This is a genomic window from Pseudomonas sp. WC2, assembly GCF_050586545.1.
Classification (GTDB): Bacteria; Pseudomonadota; Gammaproteobacteria; order Pseudomonadales; family Pseudomonadaceae; genus Aquipseudomonas.
Window position 1 is genome coordinate 144013 of the sequence record NZ_JBOBDR010000016.1, and the last position, 17696, is coordinate 161708.

13 protein-coding genes and 1 pseudogene are annotated in these 17696 nt (G+C 59.7%); 7 read left to right on the top strand and 7 right to left on the bottom strand.

The window, feature by feature from the left end; all coding sequences use genetic code 11:
• Window positions 1-641: 641 nt before the first annotated feature.
• Window positions 642-1991, top strand: coding sequence for an OprD family porin (locus ACQ4OE_RS20135; protein WP_122589603.1), 1350 nt, complete (start codon window positions 642-644; stop codon window positions 1989-1991).
• Window positions 1992-2110: 119 nt separating this feature from the next.
• On the opposite strand, the gene ACQ4OE_RS20140 is transcribed toward ACQ4OE_RS20135, so the two are convergent.
• Window positions 2111-2953, bottom strand: a complete 843-nt coding sequence (locus tag ACQ4OE_RS20140; RefSeq protein WP_122589604.1) for a mechanosensitive ion channel family protein — start codon at window positions 2951-2953, stop codon at window positions 2111-2113.
• Between the two features lie 138 nt (window positions 2954-3091).
• Window positions 3092-3577, bottom strand: coding sequence for a YajQ family cyclic di-GMP-binding protein (locus tag ACQ4OE_RS20145; protein WP_008080210.1), 486 nt, complete (start codon window positions 3575-3577; stop codon window positions 3092-3094).
• 139 nt (window positions 3578-3716) lie between these two features.
• Between ACQ4OE_RS20145 and ACQ4OE_RS20150 the strand changes: the two genes are divergently transcribed.
• From ACQ4OE_RS20150 to ACQ4OE_RS20160, 3 genes are read left to right on the top strand one after another with little or no spacing between them, the layout of a single operon-like run.
• Entirely contained in the window at window positions 3717-4634 is a 918-nt protein-coding gene (locus ACQ4OE_RS20150; RefSeq protein ID WP_430947661.1) for a putative 2-dehydropantoate 2-reductase, read from the top strand.
• Window positions 4635-4679: 45 nt separating this feature from the next.
• Complete coding sequence (locus tag ACQ4OE_RS20155) at window positions 4680-6716, top strand: sensor histidine kinase (protein ID WP_430947662.1); 2037 nt, start codon at window positions 4680-4682, stop codon at window positions 6714-6716.
• Between the two features lie 3 nt (window positions 6717-6719).
• Window positions 6720-7304: a cob(I)yrinic acid a,c-diamide adenosyltransferase gene (locus ACQ4OE_RS20160; RefSeq protein ID WP_430947663.1), complete on the top strand. Its 585-nt coding sequence runs from the start codon at window positions 6720-6722 to the stop codon at window positions 7302-7304.
• 113 nt (window positions 7305-7417) lie between these two features.
• Here ACQ4OE_RS20160 and ACQ4OE_RS20165 read toward each other — a convergent pair whose 3' ends face one another.
• The 4 genes from ACQ4OE_RS20165 to secA all read right to left on the bottom strand — a co-directional run bounded on the left by ACQ4OE_RS20165 (window position 7418) and on the right by secA (window position 13223).
• Entirely contained in the window at window positions 7418-8365 is a 948-nt protein-coding gene (locus ACQ4OE_RS20165; RefSeq protein ID WP_430947664.1) for a Nudix family hydrolase, read from the bottom strand.
• A complete protein-coding gene (locus ACQ4OE_RS20170) occupies window positions 8362-8994 on the bottom strand; it encodes a glutathione S-transferase family protein (RefSeq protein ID WP_430947665.1) in 633 nt (210 codons plus the stop codon). Before ACQ4OE_RS20170 ends, ACQ4OE_RS20165 begins: the two co-directional genes overlap by 4 nt.
• A 153-nt stretch (window positions 8995-9147) precedes the next feature.
• Complete coding sequence (gene argJ / locus ACQ4OE_RS20175; RefSeq protein WP_038366685.1) at window positions 9148-10365, bottom strand: bifunctional glutamate N-acetyltransferase/amino-acid acetyltransferase ArgJ; 1218 nt, start codon at window positions 10363-10365, stop codon at window positions 9148-9150.
• Between the two features lie 122 nt (window positions 10366-10487).
• On the bottom strand, window positions 10488-13223 hold the full coding sequence (secA, locus tag ACQ4OE_RS20180) for a preprotein translocase subunit SecA (RefSeq protein WP_122589616.1): 2736 nt from the start codon (window positions 13221-13223) through the stop codon (window positions 10488-10490).
• 308 nt (window positions 13224-13531) lie between these two features.
• Between secA and ACQ4OE_RS20185 the strand changes: the two genes are divergently transcribed.
• Window positions 13532-13987 (top strand): DUF721 domain-containing protein, encoded by a 456-nt coding sequence (locus ACQ4OE_RS20185; RefSeq protein ID WP_430947666.1) that lies wholly within the window; start codon window positions 13532-13534, stop codon window positions 13985-13987.
• 108 nt (window positions 13988-14095) lie between these two features.
• On the opposite strand, the gene ACQ4OE_RS20190 is transcribed toward ACQ4OE_RS20185, so the two are convergent.
• A complete protein-coding gene (locus ACQ4OE_RS20190; protein WP_430947667.1) occupies window positions 14096-15583 on the bottom strand; it encodes a helicase HerA-like domain-containing protein in 1488 nt (495 codons plus the stop codon).
• 189 nt (window positions 15584-15772) lie between these two features.
• On the opposite strand from ACQ4OE_RS20190, the pseudogene ACQ4OE_RS20195 reads away from it, so the two are divergent.
• Window positions 15773-16804 (top strand): annotated as a pseudogene (locus ACQ4OE_RS20195) (HAMP domain-containing protein); the annotation flags it as partial.
• A 93-nt stretch (window positions 16805-16897) separates the two neighbouring features.
• On the top strand, window positions 16898-17662 hold the full coding sequence (locus ACQ4OE_RS20200; protein ID WP_409347916.1) for a methyl-accepting chemotaxis protein: 765 nt from the start codon (window positions 16898-16900) through the stop codon (window positions 17660-17662).
• Window positions 17663-17696: the final 34 nt, after the last annotated feature.

The window sequence follows — 17696 nt, forward strand, 5'->3', positions numbered from 1 at the left end:
GTATGAATACGGAACAGCTGTGAATTTTTATGCACCAAATCCGCACAGTGCGTCTACGCTCACGGGGTCGAGCATCCGCCGAATACTCACTTGAGGGGTGAACCGGTAACGTTTTTGGTTGTCGTGGGCCTTTGGCGAACTGGCAACACCAAAGCAGAAATCGCGTCAAGCCCAGATAAAAAGCGGCTTGATGCCTAGCATTTATGAGGTTTTTACAGGAGCAGGCGGCCGTGCAAAAAAATAACCGCAGCGAAAATGCGGTTTGTGCACGCTTGTTGCATTCGTACACATATGGACTATAAGCGCGCCGCTGGATGCGGATGCCTTAAAGCCCCATAAGAACAGTGGCAGGGTTGCCCGATGGAGATTCAAGCGTTTTGCCAGGGACTCTTTTTTACCGATGCAAAAGGCCCATAAACAGCGAGAAAGTTGTCAGTCCGGCTGCGTCGGTACTGTGGATTTGCGACATCGACCACGCCATCTGCGACAACGTCGTAAAGAAGCTGAAAGGTTAGATTCGCAAGTATCGCCAACATTGTCGGCGTGATATAAGTTTGCGCCGACACAAAAAGAAAGAGCCGCCCAGATAATAAAACAGGTGGGACGGCAGTACTCTTCTAAAACCAAAGGAGCAAATCACGATGCGCGTGATGAAGTGGAGCATGATCGCACTGGCAGTTGCAGCAGCAGCCAGTTCTCAGTTGGCTACGGCCGCCCCGTTTGTAAGTGACCAGGCAGAAGCCAAAGGCTTTGTTGAAGACGCCAAGCTCGACCTGCTGGTACGTAACTATTACTTCAACCGCGACAACAAGAATGGCGGCGCTGACGTAAAAGACTGGACTCAAGGTCTTCTGGGCAACTTCAGCTCTGGCTACACCCAAGGTACTGTTGGTGTCGGCGTCGATGCATTCGGCTACCTGGCCATCAAACTGGACGGCGGTGATGGTACTTCCGGTTCGGGCAACATGAGCCGCAGCGACACCGTCAATCCAAACAACGGTGCTCGCGACGTTAACGACAGCCAGGGCAAAGCCGGCGCGTCGGTCAAGTTCCGCGTTTCCAAAACCGAGCTGAAATTCGGCGACATGCAGCCAAGCACTGCTCCAGTGTTCGCTGTCGGCGGCTCCCGTATCATTCCGCAAACTGCCACTGGCTTCCAGTTGCAGAGCAGCGAAGTCAAAGACCTTGACCTCGAAGCCGGCCACTTCTACTCGGGCACCAGCCAGGACAAGAACTCCCGCACTGGCGGCCTGTATGCCAACTACGCTGGCCAGGAAGCCAACACCATCGACTACTTCGGTGGCAAGTACGGCATCACTGAAAACCTGAGCGCATCGCTCTACGGCGCGAAGCTGGAAGACATCTGGAACCAGTACTACGCCAACGTGAACCTCACCACTCCATTCAGTGGTGACACCTCGCTGAACACTGACTTCAACATCTACCGCACCACCGACACCGGTGACAAGCTGGTCGGTGACATCAGCAACACCACGTTCTCCCTGGCCACTGCGCTGTCGTTCCTGAAAGCGCACACCATCACCGTGGGCTTCCAGAAGGTCAACGGCGACACCCCGTTCGACTACATCGGTGTGGGTAAAAACAACCGTGGTGGCGACTCGATCTTCCTCGCCAACTCCATTCAGTACTCTGACTTCAACGGTCCAGGCGAGAAATCCGCTCAGATCCGTTATGACCTGAAGATGGCTGAATACGGCGTTCCAGGCCTGAGCTTCATGACTCGTTACGTCAAAGGCTGGGACATCGACGGCACCAACACTCCAGCAGGCAGCGCCTACGCGGGTCTGTACGGTGAAGACGGCAAACACCACGAAACCAACTTCGAAGCCAAATACGTTGTTCAGAACGGTCCAGCCAAGGATCTTTCGTTCCGTATTCGTCAAGCCTGGCACACTGCCAACGCTGACCAAGGCGAAGGTGACGTGAAAGAGTTCCGCCTGATCGTCGACTATCCACTGTCGATCTTGTAATCGCATACAGTTAGTTTGCGGTAACAAAACAAAAGGCCCATCTTGCGATGGGCCTTTTTTATTGCCTGTTACTGTTATTAATGCCTGACCATCAAGTCAGGCAATTAATTAGCAACCTATCATTGTGCGGCAGGTTCCTGCACCACGCGAATCACGCGTTGTGGAAAAGGAATATCAATACCGGCAGTCTTTAGTCGATCACGCGATTGTTCGTTAAACATGAACATGACATCCCAATAGTCTGCGGTTTTAACCCACACACGCAGGGAAACAGTGATCGAACTGTCACCCAAAGTGGAAATCACAGCCTGCGGCGCTGGGTCCTGCAGAATGCGATCGTCCTTGGCCAGATCCAGCAGCACCTGACGGGCTTTCTGCAGATCGGCTTCGTAATCCACACCCACATCGAACACAACTTTGCGGGTCGGCTGACGGTTGGTGTTGGTGATGATGCCGTTCGACAGATTGCCGTTCGGCATAATGATCGTCTTGTTGTCGCCGGTGCGCAGCACGGTGTGGAAGATCTGGATGCTGTCGACCGTACCCGCCACGCCTTGCGCTTCGATCCAGTCACCGATGCGGAACGGACGGAACAGCAAGATCAGCACGCCGCCAGCGAAGTTCGCCAGGCTGCCCTGCAAGGCCAGACCGATCGCCAGACCCGCCGCACCGATGGCCGCCACGAAGGAGGTGGTCTCGACACCGATCATCGACGCGACGCTAACGATCAGCAGCACTTTGAGAATGATGTTGGCCAGGCTGCTGATAAAGCCTTGCAGCGCCAGATCGGCATTGCGCAGGGCCAGCAGACCGCCGAGTTTTTGCGTGACCTTGTTGATCAGCCACCAGCCGATGGCCAGTGTAATCACGGCCAGCAGCACACGACTGCCGTACTCCATGATCATCGGGATCCACGCCTGGGACGCCCTGACCAGGTTGTCCACCTCAGCATTCAAATCCATGTTCTCTCTCCTGATTTCCGGCTATCCGGGCTTGAAAAATAAACGGCAGAAAGACCGAACCTGCTGGGCTCAATCGTTTCTGCCGCTGCTTGGGCCTCGGACGCTGAAAACGCCGAGAGGTTCCCCCGACCGAAAAGCTTAGTCGCGGAAGTTGTTGAACTGTAGCGGCATGCCGAATTCTTTGGCACGCAGTGCTGCGATGGCTTCCTGCAGGTCATCACGCTTCTTGCCGGTGACACGAACCTGCTCGCCCTGAATGGCGGCCTGCACTTTCAACTTGGCGTCTTTGATGTGGCCGACGATCTTCTTCGCCAGCTCCTTGTCGATGCCTTCCTTGAGGATGGCATCCTGCTTCATCAGCTTGCCCGAAGCGTAAGCGTCCTTGACCTCAAGGCACTGCACATCGATCTTGCGCTTGACCAGTGCCAGCTTGAGGATTTCGATCATCGCTTCCAGCTGGAACCCGGCTTCAGCGGTCAGGCTCACGGTCAGGTCTTTTTCCTTGAACTCGAAGCTGCCTTTGCCTTTCAGGTCATAACGACGATCGAGTTCCTTCACGGCGTTCTCGACCGCGTTGGTGAGTTCGTGTTTGTCCAGTTCGGATACCACGTCGAACGACGGCATGTAATTTCTCCAATAAAAGGCGCGCTCAATAAGGATGGAGCGCGCTTGGCTTGCGGTTAAAATCGCGCTCATTATAACGGGTCTTTTCCCACGAACACGGCGAGCCGCACATGCCTGTACTGATTCGAGCAAAAAACTGATGTCGACCACCTGGCATGTTCTCGGCGCCGGCAGTCTTGGCACTTTGTGGGCCGCGCGCCTGGCCCGCGCCGGTTTGCCGGTGAGACTGATCGTGCGCGATGCCGCGCGTTTGCAAAGCTATCAAGCGGCGGGTGGCTTGACGCTGGTGGAGCAAGGCCAGCCCAACACGTATGCAGTGCCGGGTGAAACCCCGGACAACCCTGAACCGATCCGTCGCCTGTTAGTAGCCTGCAAGGCCTACGACGCCGAAAGTGCCATCGCCCGCCTCGCCCCGCGCCTGGCGCCGGATGCGGAACTGATCCTCTTGCAAAACGGCCTTGGCAGCCAGGATGCCGTCGCCACGCAAGTACCGCAGGCGCGCTGCATCAGCGCCTCCAGCACTGAAGGCGCGTTTCGTGATGGCGATTGGCGTGTGGTGTTCGCCGGCCATGGCTTCACCTGGCTCGGCGATGCCGCTCATCCCGTGGCGCCGATCTGGCTGGATGACCTGCAGGCCGCAAGCATCCCCCATGAATGGAGCGCCGACATCCTCACGCGCCTGTGGCGCAAACTGGCGCTCAACTGCGCGATCAATCCGCTGACGGTGCTGCACAACTGCCGCAACGGCGGTTTGCAGGAACATCACTGCGAAGTGGCCACCCTGTGCGCCGAACTCGCCGAGTTATTGCAGCGTTGCGGCCAACCGGCGGCCGCCGACAATCTGCAGCAGGAAGTCGAACGGGTGATCCTCGCCACCGCGGCCAATTACTCTTCGATGTATCAGGACGTGGCCAATCAGCGCCGCACCGAAATCAGCTATTTATTGGGCCATGCCTGCAAAGTCGCCGCCCGCCATCAACTCAACCTGCCGCACCTCAACCAATTGCAGCAGCGACTCGTCAGCCATCTGCGCAGCCTCGGATTGCCCAGCGACTGAGCAGCGGCTACGCTGGCCACTTGTTCCTTTGCTGCGAAAAACCTGATGCCATTGCGCCAGCGCCTCGAAAACCTGCCGGTCGGCCAGAAACTGCTGGCCGCCCTGCTGGTGCTGTTGACCACGGTTCTGCTGGTCGCCAACCTGACCTTTATCAGCGCCGCCTACTACATTTCCCAGGAAAGCATGGCCCCGCAGGCCTTGCAGACCATTGGCCGACTGATCGCCAACCCAAGTCTGGTCGCCGAGTCCCTGCAATCACCGGAGAGCGCCGAGCGTCTGCTCAAGGAACTCGACAGCTACTCGCCGTTGCGCGCCGCTGCTATCTATGACGGCAAAGGCGAACGGCTGGCGCAAGTTCAGCGCGGCGACAAACTGAAACTGCCGGAGCGCTATCGGCACATCGAAGCGTGGCAACTCACGGAGTTTCGCAGCAACCAGTTGATCACCCTGCCCCGCCCCGGCACCGCTCCCGGCCATTTGTTGCTGGTGGCGAGCAGCGAACTGCCGATGGCGTTCTACACCGGCACCCTGACCGCGAGCCTCGGTATCCTGATTTTCAGCGTGCTGTTGTGGCTGGTGATTGCCCGGCAGATCAAACGCCTGATCACCCGGCCGATCCATCAACTGGAAGAGCTCTCGCGCCAAGTCACCCGCGAAGAGAACTACGCGTTGCGTGCCTCGCGCGGTAATCACGACGAAATCGGCAGTCTGGCCGAGGCGTTCAACACCATGCTGTCGCGTATCGAAGCCCGCGAGCAGCAGCTCAAACGCGCCCGCGATGACTCGCAAGCTGCTTACGATCAGGCGCAAGGTCTGGCCGAAGAAACCCGTCACACCAATCGCAAACTGGAGCTGGAAGTCCAGGTGCGCAGCAAGATCGAGAAAAAACTTACCGGGTTCCAGAATTATCTCAACAGCATCATCGACTCGATGCCCTCGGCACTGATCGCCCTCGACGAACAGCTCTACGTCACTCAATGGAACCAGGAAGCCAGCGCCCTCTCCGGCACACGCCTGGACGAAGCGCTGAACCAGCCGATCTTCCTCGCCTTCGAACCGCTCAAGCCGTTCCTGCCGCAACTCAAGCAGACCGTCGAGCAACACACGGTGGCGAAGATCGAACGGGTGACGTGGTTCAAGGACGACGAACCCAAGCATTACGCGCTGACCTTCTACCCGCTGATGGGCGGCGCCGGGCGCGGCGTGGTAATCCGTATCGATGACATCACCCAGCGCCTGTCGCTGGAAGAAATGATGGTGCAGTCGGAAAAAATGCTCTCGGTCGGTGGCCTCGCCGCCGGCATGGCCCACGAAATCAATAACCCGCTCGGCGCGATCCTGCACAACGTGCAGAACATCCGCCGACGCTTGTCAGGGGATCTGCCGAAAAACTTCGAAGCCGCCGAGCAACTGGGCATCGAGCTGGACACGGTGAACCGCTACCTGCAAGTGCGCGAAGTCCCGCAACTGCTCGACGGCATCCAGCAGGCCGGCGCGCGGGCGGCGAAAATCGTCACGCACATGCTCAGTTTCAGCCGTCGCAGCACCCGCGAAATGGCACCGTGCGATCTGCCGGCACTGATCGATCAAGCGGTGGAAATCGCCGGTAACGACTTCGATCTGGCGATCGGTTTCGACTTCAAGGGACAGGCGATCCTCCGTCAGTTCGACCCTGCACTCGGCCCGGTGCCGGGCACCGCCAATGAACTGGAGCAAGTGCTGCTCAACCTGCTGAAAAACGCCGCGCAAGCGATTCACCAGCGCGAGGACGACAGCGAGCCGGGGCGGATCATTCTGCGCACCAAACTCAATCCGCCGTGGGCGGAGATCCAGGTGGAAGACAACGGCATCGGCATGAGCGAGAACGTGCGCAAACGCACCTTCGAGCCATTCTTCACCACCAAGGAAATCGGCCAGGGCACCGGGCTGGGTCTATCGGTGTCGTACTTCATCATTACCAACAACCACAAAGGCCAGATGGAAGTGCAGTCGGCGCCCGGTCAGGGCACCTGCTTCACCCTGCGCCTGCCGCTCGCGCAACCGGCGTCGATCGCGGCCGAAACCAATCAACTACCGAGGTAACCCATGGGCTTTCGCTTGTCGAAGATTTACACCCGCACCGGCGACAAAGGCGAAACCGGCCTGGGCGACGGCCGCCGCGTACCGAAGGATCATCCGCGCATCGAGGCGATCGGCGAAGTCGATACGCTGAACAGTCAGGTCGGCGTGCTGCTCGCCGGATTGATTGCCGAGCGAGAGGCATTTGCGGGGCTGAATGAGCTGATCGAGGTGTTGGCGCCGTGTCAGCATCGCTTGTTTGATCTGGGCGGCGAGTTGGCCATGCCGGAGTATCAAGCGTTGAACACAGAAGAGATCGAGCGGCTGGAAGCGGCGATCGATCTCTGGAACGAGGAGTTGGGGCCGCTGGAGAATTTCATTTTGCCGGGCGGTTCGATGCTGATTGCCCAGGCGCATGTGTGTCGCAGTCTGGCGAGGAGTGCCGAGCGGCGCTGTCAGCATTTGAATGCGCTGGAACCGTTGGCCGGGGTTGGACTGGCGTATATCAATCGGTTGTCGGATTTATTGTTTGTCGCGGCGCGGTTGATTGCGCGGAGGCAGGGGATTGCGGAGATTTTGTGGCAGCCGGCAGCAAAGCCTGAGAAGAAGTAGCGCCTGACAGGCCGCCTTCGCGAGCAGGCTCGTTCCCACAGTTGATTCGGTTCATCCAGTTGGAATGCGATCAAATGTGGGAGCGAGCCTGCTCGCGAATAGGCCGGCAGCCTTTACAGAGAATCCGGCCAGAAAGCGCGAATCCCCGCGACACCCTGCGCGCCAGCGCCCCAAGCCTTCTCGCGCTCCGCCGGGCCAACCCCACCCAACAAAAACACCGGCTTGCTGAAGCCTTCAATCAACGCCTCAGCCTGCTCCCAGCCCAACGGCTGAGCACCCGGGTGGGTCAAGGTCGGCCGCACTGGCGAAAGCGTTACAAAATCCACGCCCATCTGCTCAGCCAGCGCCAATTCCTCAGCGTTGTGGCACGACGCCGCCAACCAGCGCTCCGCCGGCAACGGGCGCCCCGCCGCTGCGTATTTACGCAACTGCGCAGAGGTGATGTGCCAACCGGCCGACGGGAAATCGCCGAGCCATTCGAACGGCCCTTTGATCATCAGTTGCGCCTTGCCCGCGCACAGACCGGCAGCATCCACCGCCAGATCGCGGTACTTGGGATCGTAACCGTTCGGTGCACGCAGCTGAATCAACTTGATCCCGCCGGCAATCGCTTTCTGGATACCGCGCAGCAACGCCGGGGTTTCCAGATCTTCCGGGGTGATCAGGTATTCGCCCGGCAAACGTGCTGCCGCAACGATTGGCTGATTAGCCGCCGGAAACTCGTAATTCGGCAGATCTTTCGCGCTCACCCAGGCCAGTGGCTGGCCTTCGGCACCGTGCGGCTCGCCAGTAAATGCCGAGACTTCCCAGACATCCAGCAATACCTGCTTGTCCGGGTAGTCGTGACGCACTTTGATCAGCGGTCGGGCGGCACCAACGACGATGCCCAACTCTTCGTTCAACTCACGAGCCAGCGCGCTTTCAACCGACTCGTCCACCTCGACCTTGCCACCGGGGAATTCCCACAACCCGCCTTGATGCTGGGTGTCGGCGCGGCGGGCGATAAGGATTTTGCCGCTGTCGTCACGAATGACGGCGGCGGCGACGTGTACGCGTTTCACGGGTTCAGTTCCTCCAGTCCAGCCTTCTGCCACGCTTTGAAGGCGGGCCATTGGTAGACGGTTTCAACATAGGCTTCGTCGGCGACCGGCAGTTGCACCTGATAAGTACGCAGGCGCACGGCAATCGGCGCAAAGAAGGCATCGGCCAGACTGACCCGGCCAAACAGGTATGGCCCGCTCTCGGTGGCGGCGGCGCGGCATTCGGCCCACAGCGCGAGCATGCGTTCGATATCGACCTTCACCTCCGGCGGCACCGGGTTCAGCGGCGCGTCGTGGCTCAGATTGAAGGGCATGTGATTGCGCATGGCGAAGAAGCCGCTGTGCATTTGTGCGCAGGCCGATCGCGCTTGGGCGCGGGCAAAAATATCGGCTGGCCAGAGCTGCTCGGACGGGAACTGCTCAGCGAGGTATTCGGCGATGGCCAACGAGTCCGCGACGGTGCCGCGGGAGGTTTGCAGCAGCGGCACCTTGGCGGTCGGCGAATGCTTGAGCAGCAGTTCGCGGGTGTCGGGCTTGCCGAGTTTGATCAGTTCTTCGCTGTAGGGTGCGCCGGTCAGTTCGAGCGCCAATGCCGCGCGCAGGGACCAGGAGGAAAGCAGTTTGTCGCCGATGATCAGGTGCAGGGACATGGGTGTGGCGCCTTTTCGTCAGTGGAGAAACCTGGAGAATTGCATACATGAGCTGCCGTCTTCGCGAGCAGGCTCGCTCCCACATTGGATCGTGTTGTCACAAATCCCCTGTGGCAGCGAGCCTGCTCGCGAAAGAAGCGACCCGATCTTGGATCAGGTGCGGTATTCGGCGTTGATCTTCACATATTCATGCGACAGGTCGGTGGTCCAGATGGTTTCGCTGCAATCGCCGCGACCCAGTTCGATGCGGATGGTGATTTCTTCCTGCTGCATCACTGCCGAACCCTGCGCCTCAGTGTAGGTCGCTGCGCGCGCGCCACGGCTGGCGATGCACACGTCACCGAGGAACACGTCGATCTTGCTCACGTCCAGATCCGGCACGCCGGCACGACCAACGGCAGCGAGAATCCGGCCCCAGTTCGGGTCGGAAGCGAACAGCGCGGTCTTGATCAGCGGCGAGTGCGCCACGGTGTAACCGACGTCGAGGCATTCCTGATGATTGCCGCCGCCGTTGACTTCGACGGTGACGAACTTGGTCGCACCTTCGCCGTCGCGCACGATGGCCTGGGCCACGTCCATGCACACTTCGAACACCGCCTGCTTCAACTTGGCGAACAGCTCGCCTTCGGCGCGGGTGATTTCCGGCAGTGCTGCCTTGCCCGTGGCGATCAGCATGCAGCAGTCGTTGGTGGAGGTGTCGCCGTCGATGGTGATGCGGTTGAACGACTTGTTCGCGCCGTCGAGCATCAGGTTGTGCAGCACGTCGCGGGAGACTTTGGCGTCAGTGGCGATGTAACCGAGCATGGTCGCCATGTTCGGGCGAATCATGCCCGCGCCTTTGCTGATGCCGGTCACGGTAATGGTCACGCCGTCATGCTCGAACTGGCGGCTGGCGCCCTTCGGCAGGGTGTCGGTGGTCATGATGCCGGTGGCGGCGGCTTCCCAGTTGTTTTCCGAGAGGTCGTCGAGCGCGGCTTGCAGCGCGCCTTCGATCTTCTCGACTGGCAACGGCTCACCGATCACACCGGTGGAGTACGGCAGAATCTGGCTGGCATCGACGCCGGTCAGCTCGGCCAGTTTGGCGGTGGTGCGCTCAGCGGCGGCCAGGCCCGGCTCGCCGGTGCCGGCGTTGGCATTGCCGGTGTTGGTCAGCAAGTAACGCACGGCGTTCTGCACGCGCTTTTTCGCCAGAATCACCGGCGCAGCGCAAAAGGCGTTCAAGGTGAACACGCCCGCCACGGTCGAGCCTTCGGCGCAGCGCATTACAACGACATCTTTGCGCCCGGGGCGCTTGATGCCGGCCGAGGCGATACCGAGTTCAAAACCGGCAACCGGGTGCAACGTTGGCAAAGGACCAAGACCAACAGCCATGAATGCGCTCCTTACTCAATGATGTCAGCACCGCCACTCGTAGCGACGGTGGTTTAAATGGCAAAACGCCGCGACGGCAGGAGCCGGTCGCGGCGCGGGTATTTCAGCGATTGAAACGGGTTTTACTGGATCTGCCCGTGGCAATGCTTGAATTTCTTGCCCGAACCGCAGTAGCACAGTTCGTTGCGGCCCAGCTTCTGCTCGTTGCGAACCGGGGCGGTGGCGAGGGCTACATCGACCTCTTCACCGAGCAATTCCGGCTGCTCCAGACCTGGCGCTTCAGCGTGTTCGAACTGCATGCGGGCGGCCAGTGCTTCGGCTTCCTCACGCAGACGTTGCTCTTCGGCTTCCGGATCTTCGCGGCGAACCTGAACGTGGGACAGCACACGGATCGAGTCGCGCTTGATCGAATCGAGCAGCTCGGAGAACAGCGTGAACGACTCGCGCTTGTATTCCTGCTTCGGGTTCTTCTGGGCGTAGCCACGCAAGTGGATGCCGTGACGCAGGTGATCCATGGTCGACAGGTGGTCTTTCCACAGGTCGTCCAGCACGCGCAGAACGATTTGCTTCTCGAAGGAGCGCAGTGCGTCGGCACCCGCCTGGTCTTCTTTCTCGTTGTACGCGGCCATCAGCTCGGCCATCAGCTTCTCGCGCAGGGTTTCTTCGTACAGGTGATCGTCTTCGTCGAGCCATTGCTGGATCGGCAGTTTCACGCCGAAGTCGCTGGCAATCGTCGCTTCCAGACCGGCCACGTCCCACTGCTCTGGCAGCGATTGCGGCGGAATGTGCGCGCTGACGGTGGCGTTGAGCACATCCTGACGGAAGTCGGCGATGGTCTCACCGATGTTGTCAGCGGCCAGCAACGTGTTACGCATGTGATAGATCACTTTACGCTGTTCGTTGTTGACGTCGTCGAACTCGAGCAGTTGCTTACGAATGTCGAAGTTACGGCCTTCAACCTTGCGCTGCGCCTTCTCGATCGCGTTGGTCACCATGCGGTGTTCGATCGCTTCGCCCGGCTGCATGCCCAGGGCTTTCATGAAGTTCTTCACTCGATCAGAGGCGAAGATGCGCATCAGGCTGTCTTCCAGTGACAGGTAGAAGCGGCTCGAACCGGCATCGCCCTGACGACCGGCACGGCCACGCAGCTGGTTGTCGATACGACGGGATTCGTGACGCTCGGAAGCAATCACCTGCAAACCGCCGGATTCCAGCACTTGCTGGTGACGCTTCTGCCAGTCGGCCTTGATCTGCGCGATTTGCTCAGGGGTCGGGTCTTCCAGCGACGCGACTTCAACTTCCCAGTTACCGCCCAACAGGATGTCGGTACCACGACCGGCCATGTTGGTGGCGATGGTCAGTGCGCCCGGACGACCGGCCTGCGCGATGATCTCGGCTTCTTTTTCGTGGAACTTGGCGTTGAGAACCTTGTGTTCGATGCCTTCCTTCACGAGCAATGCGGACATGTGCTCGGAAGTTTCGATGGTCGCAGTACCCACCAGCACCGGACGCCCGGCCGCCATGCTTTCCTTGATGTCCGCAACGATCGCCGCGTATTTCTCTTCGGCGGTCAGGAACACCAGGTCGTTGAAGTCTTTACGCGCCAACGGTTTGTTCGGCGGAATGACCATCACTTCCAGACCATAGATCTGGTGGAATTCGAAGGCTTCGGTGTCAGCGGTACCGGTCATGCCGGACAGCTTGGTGTACAGACGGAAGTAATTCTGGAACGTGGTCGAGGCCAGGGTCTGGCTCTCGGCCTGAATGTTCAGACCTTCCTTGGCTTCGATGGCCTGGTGCAGGCCTTCGGACAGACGACGGCCGGGCATGGTACGACCGGTGTGTTCGTCGACCAGCACGACCTGACCGTCCTGCACGATGTATTCGATGTTGCGGTTGAACAGCTTGTGCGCACGCAGACCGGCATAGACGTGGGTCAACAGGCCCAGGTTATGCGCCGAGTACAGGCTCTCGCCTTCAGCCAGCAGGCCGACGCGGGTGAGCATGTCTTCGATGAACTGGTGACCGGCTTCGTTGAGTTCGACCTGACGGGTCTTCTCATCGACGGTGTAGTGGCCTGCCTTGGTGACTTCGCCTTCGACTTCTTCAACGTGCAGTTCCAGCTGCGGGATCAGTTTATTGATCTCCATGTACAGCTTGGAGCTGTCCTCGGCCTGACCGGAAATGATCAGCGGGGTACGCGCTTCGTCGATGAGGATGGAGTCGACTTCGTCGATCACGGCAAAATTGAGTTCGCGCTGGAATTTTTCTTCCATGCTGAACGCCATGTTGTCGCGCAGGTAGTCGAAACCGAATTCGTTGTTGGTGCCGTAGGTAATGTCGGCAGCGTAGGCCAGACGTTTCTCCTCCGGCGGCTGGAACGGCGTCACGACGCCGACGGTCAGGCCAAGGAATTCATACAGCGGACGCATCCAGTTGGCGTCACGACGCGCCAGGTAGTCGTTCACCGTCACAACGTGCACGCCCTTGCCGGACAGTGCGTTGAGGTAAACACCCAGGGTCGCTACGAGGGTTTTACCCTCACCGGTGCGCATTTCGGCGATCTTGCCTTCGTGCAAGGTCATGCCACCGACGAGCTGTACGTCGAAGTGGCGCATACCCATGATGCGCTTGCCGGCTTCGCGGGCGACCGCAAAGGCTTCGGGCAACAGCTTGTCGAGGGTTTCCCCTTTGGCGATGCGGGCCTTGAACTCAGCGGTCTTGGCGCGCAATTGATCGTCCGAAAGGGCCACCATTTGCTCTTCGAAGGCATTGACGAGCTGCACCGTCTTGAGCATGCGTTTGACTTCACGCTCGTTCTTGCTTCCAAAAAGTTTCTTTAACAAAGGCGCAAACATATCGGCAGGATCTTCCACACTAAAGGGATGGAGGGCGGCCCCGTGAGCGTCGCCCGTGCAGCCCTCATGGCCGCATGCGAACGAGCATTCTACCCGGAAACGGAAGTGAGGAAAGTGGCGATATTCCACGATGCTGGCACTGCGCTTTGACGGGGCTCACTTAAAATAGGGGCGTTTTGCTCAACTTCAAGTCATTCAAGGAAGAAGTTAGTCGTTGATTTAATGGGTAAAGCGGGGACAAAAGCAATGGGCGAGTGATTTCGGCCTATCTGCTACCATGGCGATTCTGTTACTTCAGGTGTTCGATCATGGCATTCCGCCCTCTTACGGCCAGAGCACCCGCCGTTCTCCTGCGCGAAGCCAAGCCGCTCAAAGCCCTCCTCGGCCATGCCCAGCGCCTGGGGCATTTGCAGCGTCTGCTCGAAAGCCAATTGCAACCCGCCGCCCGCGCCCATTGCCACGTTGCATCGTGGCGTGAAGGCTGCCTGCAACTGGTGGTCACCGATGGCCATTGGGCGACTCGCCTGCGTTACCAGCAAAAGCGTCTGCTGCGACAGTTGCAGATGTTTGATGAGTTCGCCCGCTTGACGCAAATTCGCTTCAAGGTGCAGCCGCCACTGGTTCAACGCCGGCCCGCCGGACATGCCCCGGATCTGTCGACGGATGCAGCGGCGACGATTCAGGAAACGGCAGACGGGATCAGTGATCCGGGCTTGCGCGCGGCGCTGGAGCGATTGGCGGCGCACGCCAAAGACAAGTCCTGACAGCCATCGATAATTGTAGGAGTGAGCCTGCTCGCCATAGCGGTGGAACAGTCGACATTGTCGTGACTGGCAGACCGCAATCGCGAGCAGGCTCACTCCTACATTAGATCAGCGGCGTTTGCTGCCACCCAATAAAGAGCCCATCAAGCCGCGCACCAGTTGCTTGCCAAGGTTATTCGCCGCCTGGCGCATAGCTGACTTCAAGGCCTGCCCGGCTGCCGTACCGAGGAACTCCCCTGCCCTGTCGGCCAGGCTCGGCTCTTCTGCCGCAGGTTTGCCCGCCGGCACTTCGGCGTCCGGTCCCAATCCCTTGCGCCCGGTCAGAATTTCATACGCCGATTCCCGATCAATCGGTTTGTCATAACGTCCCTTGAACGGTGACCCGGCAATTAGCACCGTACGTTCAGTCTCGGTCAGCGGCCCGATTCGCGATTGCGGCGGCGCCACCAACACGCGCTGGACCATTTCCGGCGTGCCTTTTTCGGTCAGCGTACCGACCAGCGCCTCGCCGATCCCCAATTCAGTCAGCACCGACAAACTGTCGAACGCCGGGTTCGGACGGAAGCCGTCCGCCACCGCGCGCAGGGATTTCTGCTCTTTGGCGGTGAATGCGCGCAAGCCGTGCTGGATGCGTAATCCCAGCTGCGCCAGCACGTCATCCGGCAGATCCGCCGGCGATTGGGTGACGAAATACACGCCCACGCCTTTCGAGCGAATCAGTCGCACCACTTGCTCAAGCCGCTCCTGCAAAGCCTTGGGCGTGTCGCCGAAGAGCAAATGCGCTTCGTCAAAGAACAGCGCCAGCAACGGTTTGTCGGCATCGCCGCGCTCCGGCAACTGCTCGAACAATTCGGCCAGCAGCCACAACAGGAAGGTCGCGTAGACCTTCGGCGCTTCGTGCACAAGACGACTGGCATCCAATAGATGAATACGTCCGCGACCGTCGGCGGCCGGTTGCAGAATGTCTTCGAGTTGCAGCGCCGGTTCACCGAACAAGGCTTCCGCGCCCTGCTGTTCCAGCGTTGCCAGGCGCCGCAACAGCGCCTGACTGGAGCCGGTGGTCATCAACGCCGCGTCTTCGCCCAATAACTGCGGGTTGTCCTTGAGGTGATTGAGCAGCGCTTTCAGGTCTTTCAGATCGAGCAACAACAGGCCTTCGCGATCGGCGACTTTGAATGCCGCATACAGCGCCGACTGCTGGCTGTCGGTCAGCTCCAGCAGACTGCCGATCAGCAGCGGGCCCATTTCACTCAGCGTGGTGCGCAATGGATGACCGGACTCACCGTGGATATCCCACAACGTCACCGGATACGCCTGCGGCGTGTAGTTAAGCCATGGCATCCCGGCAATGCGCTCAGCGACTTTGCCTTGGGGATTGCCGGCGGCACCGAGGCCGCACAGATCGCCCTTGATATCGGCGGCAAACACCGCGACACCGGCGTCGCTGAAGGCTTCGGCCAGACGCTGCAAGGTGACGGTCTTGCCGGTCCCGGTGGCGCCGGCGACCAGCCCGTGTCGGTTCGCCAGGCGCATGGCCTGGGCAATCTGTTGCCCCGCGAGATCGGCGCCGATTACGAGTTGCGATGAGTCAGGCATTTTGTCACCCAATGGTTAATCTTTGATTACGCATGGCCGATAAAGAGGGATGTAAGACCCGACCAAAAGTCAGGACGGACATTTCCCTAAGGAGAGACGGAAATATCAGATTACTTTCACCCTTGGCCATTTTGCGCGCTTCTATAAAAGCACGCCCTGGACATTAAGACCTTAGCGGAACCCCAAGCCATGAACAAAAATCTGCGCTTCAGCCATAAAATTTTGCTTGCCGCCGCTCTCATTGTTATCGCCGCTTTTGCCTCGTTTACGCTGTACAACGACTGGCTGCAGCGCAACGCGATCCGCGATGACCTGAACAACTATCTTAACGAGATGGGTGAGGTCACTGCCGGCAATATCCAGACCTGGCTCACCGGTCGCATCCTGCTGATCGAGAACGCCGCCCAGAACATCGCCATCAATCCGGAGCCAGCCACGGTCGCCAGCCTGCTGGAACAGAAGGCCCTGACCTCGACGTTCATGGCCACCTATCTGGGCGATGCCACAGGCCATTTCACCATCCGCCCGGACACCAAGATGCCCGACGGTTTCGATCCGCGCGTGCGCCCTTGGTATAAAGGTGCCGAAGGCAGCAGCGCGTCGACCCTGACCGAACCCTACATCGATGCCGCCACCGGTCAGTTGATCATCTCGATTGCCACCGCCTCGAAAAAGGCCGGCCAGAGCGTCGGCGTCGTCGGCGGCGACCTGAGCCTGCAATCGCTGGTCGACACCCTTGCCGCGCGGGATTTCGACGGCATGGGTTACGTGTTCCTGGTCAGCGCCGACGGCAAGATCCTCGTGCACCCGGACAAAGCGCTGTTGATGAAGTCGCTCAAAGAGGCTTATCCACAGGACACCCCGCGCATCAGCAGCGATTTCAGCGAAGTCACCGTTGATGGCAAGACCCGCATCGTCACCTTCGCGCCGATCAAAGGCCTGCCGTCGGTGAACTGGTACATCGGCCTGTCGGTGGACAAGGATCAGGCGTTCGCGATGCTCAGCGAATTCCGCACCTCGGCCGTGATTGCCACGGTGATCGCCGTGGCAATCATCATTGCCCTGCTCGGCATGCTGATCCGCCTGCTGATCCAGCCACTGCACGTCATGACCCGCGCCATGGAAGACATCGCCGACGGCGAAGGTGACCTGACCAAGCGCCTGACCATCGTCAACAACGATGAATTCGGCGTGTTGGGCACCGCATTCAACCGTTTCGTCGAACGTATTCATGGCTCGATCCGCGAAGTCTCTTCGGCCACCGGTCAGGTCAATGAAGTCGCCCTGCGCGTGGTCGCTGCGTCGAACTCGTCGATGTACAACTCCGATCAGCAAGCCTCGCGCACCAGCAGCGTTGCTGCGGCGATCAACCAGCTCGGCGCCGCCGCGCAGGAAATCGCCCGCAATGCCGCGCAAGCGTCAAACCAGGCCAGTGATGCCCGCGGCCTCGCCGAAGACGGTCAGCAAGTGGTCGATCGCAGCATCAAGGCGATGAATCAGTTGTCGAGCATGCTCAGCGCGTCGAGTAGCAACATTGAATCGCTAAACAGCAAAACCGTGAACATCGGCCAGATTCTCGAGGTGATCACCAGCATTTCCCAGCAGACCAACCTGTTGGCGCTCAACGCCGCGATCGAAGCGGCGCGCGCCGGTGAGGCCGGTCGCGGGTTTGCCGTGGTGGCGGACGAAGTGCGCAATCTGGCGCACCGCACGCAAGAATCGGCGCAGCAAGTGCAGACCATGATCGAGGAGCTGCAAGTCGGCGCCCGAGAGTCGGTGAGCACCATGAGTGACAGCCAGCGCCACAGTCAGGACAGCGTCGAGATCGCCAACCTCGCGGGTGAGCGCCTCAACAGCGTGACCCAGCGAATCGGCGAAATCGACGGGATGAACCAGTCGGTGGCCACCGCGACCGAGGAGCAGACCGCGGTGGTCGAGTCGATCAACGTCGACATCACCGAGATCAACACGCTGAACCAGGAAGGCGTGGAGAACCTGCAAGCAACGTTGCGGGCTTGCTCGGATCTGGAGCAGCAGGCTTCGCGTCTGCAACAACTGGTGGGCAGTTTCCGCATTTAAAGCGCGCTCGCCGGCCCCTTCGCGAGCAGGCTCG